The sequence below is a fragment of the Kamptonema animale CS-326 genome (genome assembly GCF_028330895.1).
Lineage (GTDB): Bacteria > Cyanobacteriota > Cyanobacteriia > Cyanobacteriales > Microcoleaceae > Kamptonema > Kamptonema formosum.
The window spans coordinates 1-6,248 of record NZ_JAQMUA010000090.1; the positions used below are offsets into that span (position 1 = coordinate 1).

A 6,248-nucleotide genomic window follows, 5' to 3' on the forward strand; every position below is an offset into this window, starting at 1 on the left:
ACCTCCGAGCGTGCGGTTAATCGCCGTCAGCAAGCAGGTATCTGTTGACGCTATGCGCTCTGCTTATGCCGCAGGAGTGCGGGATTTTGGCGAGAGTCGGATTCAGGAAGCAGCAGACAAACAAGCTCAAATGCAAGATTTGCCTGATATTACCTGGCATCTGATCGGCCACCTCCAAGCTAATAAAGCTGCTAAAGCTGTGCAACTATTCCAGTGGATTCATTCCGTAGACAGCTTAAAACTAGCTCAGCGTTTGGATCGCCTAGCTGAAGAACTTTCCTACCAGCCTCAAGCTTGCCTGCAAGTGAAAATTTTGCCCGATCGCGATAAATACGGCTGGAGTATCCCCGAATTACTTGCCGACTTGCCAGAGCTCAATCAGTGTCGAAGCCTGAGAATTAAAGGATTGATGACAATTCCCCCTTTAGGATTATATGAGGCGCAAACCCTCAGTCTGTTTAACGATGCTCGCGAATTAGCGGAGAAAATTAGACAGCAAAATTGGTCGCACATTGAAATGCAGCAACTCTCGATGGGGATGTCTGGAGATTATCATTTAGCCATTCAAGCAGGTGCTACGATGGTACGGGTTGGACGAACCTTGTTTGGTGAAAGGGGGACATCAGCGATCGCAGATCCCAATAAAAACGGTTGAGCGGTAAATTATAGAAGTAGTCAAAGGCCCTCGACTCACCCACAACAGCAGTTTTACTGTTGAGAACTTTTTTCCTGACTTTCCCAAAAATAGCCAAACATCTTGTGTTAGACTCTATCTGACAAAAATAAGTCGGCAATCACAGAACGTCTAAGTTAAAAGTATCAGTTATAGTCAGGGCAAATAAGTTGTGATGGAGCGTGAAGCGTGAACATTTTTTCTAAACTGCGAGAATTTGTAGGACTCAACGATCCTGTTGAGTACGATTATGAGTACGACGAAATGGAAGGAGAGCGTTATCAAAACGCCTACCAACCGCAAGAGCAACCTTCAGCGATTACAGCAGAGGAAGAACGCCGCACTAATCGCCGCTTGCGGGAACGGCCTGTAGTAGGATCGCCAAGTACGGATGTTGTCGCACCGATAAGTGGAGTTGGTTCAGTAATGAATAATGTGATTGGAATGCCTGGAGCAATGAACGGAATTTCGGAAGTGGTGGTCATGGAACCTCGTACTTTTGAAGAAATGCCGGCAGCAATTAGAGCTCTGAAAGAACGCAAGTCTGTAGTTTTGAATCTGACAGTGATGGACCCAGATCAAGCTCAGAGAGCTGTAGATTTTGTGGCAGGTGGAACCTACGCTCTAGATGGTCATCAAGAGCGAATTGGCGAAAGTATTTTCTTGTTTACGCCGAGTTGCGTACAAGTGCGGACTCAATCTGGAGTGGTACATGAAGTGCCCTCAGCTCAAGGTCGTCCCCGTGTTGCAGCTCCCACTGCTCCAACTTGGCAGCCAGAACAAGCACAAGCGGCACTTTAGTAATTGGTAATTGCTAATTGGTAATTGCTAATGGCTAATTGCTAATTGGTGATAGTTAACCATATACTGTCATTGCGAACGCAGTGAAGCAATCTCAAAGCTCTGGGATTGCTTCAAGACCTTTTTAATAACAAGCATAATGTATAACAATTAATTAGTTAACAGTTAACAGTTAACAGTTAACAACTAACCATTAACAAATGACAACTATAAAATTTGGTATGATTGGCGGCGGGGTAATGGGAGAAGCTCTCTTATCCCGCTTAATTGCACGAGAAATTTATCAATCAAAAGAAGTTTTAGTGAGCGAGCCTCAGCCGCAACGCCGCAATTTTTTGGTGGAGAAATATGGCGTGGGAGTGACGGGAAATAATCAAGAGGTTGCGGCTGCAACTGAAGTGCTATTTTTAGCGATTAAACCCCAAGTATTTGAGCAAGTGGCGGCGGAGTTGACCAATTGTGAAACTGTTGGTACTAAGGGGGAACAACCAATGGTAGTGTCAATTTTGGCTGGCGTACCCTTGAGTAAGTTAGAAGCAGCTTTTCCTGGCTATCCGGTGTTGCGGGTGATGCCAAATACGCCCGCGACTGTAGGGGCGGGAATGAGTGCGATCGCACCTGGAAAATACATTCAATCGCATCATTTGGAGCTAGCTACAGGCATTTTTCAGGCGGTAGGGGAAGTGGTAGAAGTGCCTGAGAGCATGATGGATGCAGTCACCGGACTTTCGGGTTCCGGCCCTGGGTACGTAGCAATTTTGATAGAAGCCTTGACAGATGGGGGAGTTTATGCTGGTTTGCCGAGGGCGATCGCGGCTAAATTAGCACTGCAAACAGTATTAGGAACTGCGAAATTGTTAGCAGAAACGGGTATGCACCCCGCAGAATTAAAAGATAGAGTAACGAGTCCCGGTGGTACAACAATTGCAGGAATTGCTAAATTAGAAACAGCAGGTTTTCGCTCGGCTTTGATAGAAGCAGTGAAAGCGGCTGCTCTGCGTTCTCAAGAATTAGGTCAATAGGTTTTACATCAGGCTGACTACCTTTAAATTAGTAAATTAGATTTAATTTATACTCCCACCCCAATTAAACAAGCTTTATCTAGATACCTCTCCTCAACTTCTCTTCACAGGAATCTCCACCACAAACTCCGTCCCCTCACCCACCACAGAATCACACCGCAAACTCCCCAAATGTTTCTCTACTATAATTTGATAACTAATAGCTAATCCCAACCCCGTCCCTTTCCCCACAGGTTTAGTTGTAAAGAACGGATCGAAAATTCGATCTCGCACCGACTCCCGTATTCCCGGCCCATTATCAGCAATAAATACTGCTATTCGCTCAGAATTAACTACATAACTCCCAATCCTAATCATACTAGGATTAGCCTTAACTTCCTCAGCGCATCGCCTTCGATCTCGCTCCTCCAAAGCATCAATCGCATTACTCAATAAATTCATAAATACTTGATTTAACTGACCCGCATAACACTCCACCAAGGGTAACTTTCCATACTCCTTAACTATTGCAATCTCTGGATGATCTGGTTGAGCCTTCAGCCGATTTTGTAACAATCTCAGCGTGCTATTAATCCCTTCATGGATATCAACATCTTTGATTTGAGCTTCATCCATCCGTGAAAAATTACGCAGCGAAAGCACAATCTCTCCAATCCGCTCAGCTCCTACTTTCATCGATTCTAAAAGTTTAGGTAAGTCTTCTACCATAAACTCTAAATCCATCGCTTTCATTTCCGAAATTATCGCTCTAGTCGGTTCTGGATATTCCGCTTTATAAAGATCCAATAGACCTAGTAAATCAGAAATATACTCTCTAGCAGGGTCAATATTCCCGTAAATAAAACTTACAGGATTATTAATTTCATGAGCAATTCCAGCTACCAATTGACCTAGAGAAGACATTTTTTCTGACTGAATTAGCTGAGTTTGAGTGCGTTTAAGTTGTTGTAAAGCTTCCTCTAATTGTAAGGCCCTTTCTTGAGCAATTTGACCAGAAACCTGACTTTGTTTATAAAGTTCCGCTTGGGAAATCGCGATCGCCAAATTATCCGCTACCCCTTTGATTAATTCTACTTCGCTCTCGCTCCAAGGTCGCGGCTCGCTAAACTGATTACAGGTTAATGCTCCAATTTCACCTCCGGGAGTCCGAATTGGCACAGATAAAAATGAATAAAAGCCTAGTGATAATAATGCTTCGCGCATCTCTATATTGCTATGTTCGACAGCATCATCAACACAAATTATTTCCAGCTTTAACAATTTTTCTGACAGGGGAACAATAGTAGAAGCTGGGTAAATACCCATCATACTAAGGTCGGTAAACTTGTTAGCTTCTTTCACCGCTTCCCAGACTGGTTCCTCAAAGTCTGTTTTGTACCAAAAAAAGCTGCAAATATCAACATCTAAGAGATCGCGAATGCTAATTACAACGGTTTCTAAAATAGTATCTATTTCTAGAGAAGCACGAACCTGACTGGCAATTTTGTTAAGAAGTTCGAGGCGATTTGCAAATTCTTGTAAGGCCTCTTCTACTTGAATGCGATCGCTAATATCCGTAATAGTTCCCACATACCCTTTCACCTCTCCCGCCTCTTCTATTTCTGGGGATGATTGGCCTAAAACCCAAGTTACAGTCCCGTCAGGACGCACAAATCGATACTCCGAGCGAAACGGTATCCCTTGGATTGTAGAGTGATGCCATTCTCTGAGAATGCGATCGCGATCGTCAGGATGCAATACCCTTGACCAACCCATTCCTAGTGCTTCCCCTTCCGTTATCCCGACGATCTCGCAATATTTTTCATTAGCATAGCAAAAATCCCCCTTAACGTCGGTTCTAAATATCCCCACAGGGGATAATCTCGCTAAGGTTTGATATCTTTTCTCACTCTCTTGCAAAGCAGCTTCCGCTCGCTTACGGTCAGTAATATCTTCAGCAATAGCTAACAAATAAGCAGGGGAACCATCAGCATCTAAAATCGCAGTTTTTTTCGTGTGTAATATCCTTTGTTCGCCTTGCTTAGTCTGAATCGGCTCTTCAGGGATATCGATCACTTTACCGCTAGTTAATACTTCCCGATCTTTGAGCATAAAAATATCAGCTTGCTCTTTAGGGAAAAAGTCATAGTCATTTTTGCCGATTACTTCTTCTTGTCCAAATCCTCGCAGACTTTTAGACGCTGGATTCCACAACACAAACCGCAAATCAGAAGCTTCTTTAACCACCACAGAAACAGGCAAATTATTCAGCACGGACTCTAAAAATTTTTGAGTTTGTTGTAGTTCTGCTTCTGCTTGTTTGCGTTCCGTAATATCGCGAATTGAACCGATAAATCGTAAAACTCTACCTTGTGAGTCCCACTGGGACTGACCTCTGGCACTAACCCAGCGGTAAAATCCACTTTTAGTTAAAATTCGGTACTCGATATCTTGGTAGGGAAGTCCACTACCCATGTGAGCGTTAAGAGCATTAGCAACTCGCTCGCGGTCTTCTGGATGGATACGGGAAGTATAACTCTCAGTTCTGTTATATAAATCCTGCTCTTTTAAGCCAATTAGCTCTCTTAATCGCGGCGAATAGTAAACTTCTTCATGGGAATTTCCGCTCTCATCCCAAACGAATCGGCCGTCCCAAATTCCATCAAAAGAAACTTGGCTAACTAATTCAAAACGCTCTAAACTTTCTTGTAGTGCTTTCTCTGCCAACTGACGCGATGCAATCTCATTTTGCAACTGCGCGTTAGCTAAACTTAAGGAGGTTATTGTTTTGCTTAATTCGACAGTGCGCTGTGCAACTCTATTCTCTAGTTCCTCATTCGCTCGTTGCAGTTCAATTTCTGCTAGTTTGCGAGCCGTAATATCCATCACAGTACCGAATAAGCGCACGACTTTGCCATTGATAATCTCTGGCTGTCCGCGATCTGAAATATAGTGAATTTCACCATCTGGGCGGACGATCCGAAAGTCAATTGCATAAGCTTCGCCTCGCTCGATGGCACTATTAATGTGGGTTTTCCAGTAGGCTAAATCGTCGGGATGGATAGAAAGACAGTCTTCTAAAGCATTCGGTAGCGGTTGATTGGGGTCTAGTCCAAATATGCGGAAAAGTTCATCTGACCAAGTAAAAGCACCTGTAGCAATATCAACTTCCCAATTACCAACGTGAGCTAATTTTTCCGCAGCTTTCAGTTTAGATTCGCTTTTGTGTAAAGACTCGATTAATTCTTCTTGTACGGCTTGAGCAAGTTTTTGCTCGGTGATTTCTACTACTATTGTACCTATGCCGACGCTGATGCCTAAGTTGTTGGAAAGCGGAAAAAAGGAAGCTGTCCAATGCCTTTTTATCCCTGGCTGAGCTGGAGTTTCTCCGTTTAGTTCGTAGTTAAGGACGGGAATACCAGTCTCGATCACTTGCCTGTTAATCGGCTCTAAAATTCGCGCGATATCTGGCACAATTTCATTTAGAGTCTTACCAATATGCTCGGCGACTGGTAGCCCATCTATTTGAGCGAGGGTTTCATTAATATCTATAAATCGCATTTGGTCGTCAAAAATGCACATTCCCACTGCGGCGGAGCTGAAAAAGGCATCTAACAGAGTAAGTCTCTTGGTTAATTCTGTTTCTAAGGGATGGTTAGCCATTGCCAAAAACCTCTTTGAGGAATTGTGTTGGAACTGCCGAGCCAATTTTTGTTACCACAAGCATTACAGTTATAGCAACCGCTAAGGCGGTTAGGGGCTAGGGGCTAGGG

General features: G+C 43.7%; 4 protein-coding genes. 3 read left to right on the plus strand and 1 reads right to left on the minus strand.

What is annotated here, in order from left to right:
- The 3 genes from PN499_RS05150 to proC form a co-directional block, all read left to right on the plus strand.
- A partial coding sequence (locus PN499_RS05150) for a YggS family pyridoxal phosphate-dependent enzyme (RefSeq protein WP_272030619.1) occupies window positions 1–655 on the plus strand: 655 nt, incomplete at its 5' end.
- Between the two features lie 207 nt (window positions 656–862).
- The gene (locus tag PN499_RS05155) at window positions 863–1,474 is read left to right on the plus strand and encodes a cell division protein SepF (protein WP_272030620.1); all 612 of its coding nucleotides are present in this window, start codon (window positions 863–865) and stop codon (window positions 1,472–1,474) included.
- A 200-nt stretch (window positions 1,475–1,674) separates the two neighbouring features.
- On the plus strand, window positions 1,675–2,496 hold the full coding sequence (gene proC / locus PN499_RS05160) for a pyrroline-5-carboxylate reductase (RefSeq protein ID WP_272030621.1): 822 nt from the start codon (window positions 1,675–1,677) through the stop codon (window positions 2,494–2,496).
- A gap of 93 nt (window positions 2,497–2,589) precedes the next feature.
- Here the strand turns inward: proC and PN499_RS05165 are convergent, their stop codons facing one another.
- Window positions 2,590–6,138, minus strand: a complete 3,549-nt coding sequence (locus tag PN499_RS05165) for a PAS domain S-box protein (protein WP_272030622.1) — start codon at window positions 6,136–6,138, stop codon at window positions 2,590–2,592.
- Between the last annotated feature and the right edge of the window lie 110 nt (window positions 6,139–6,248).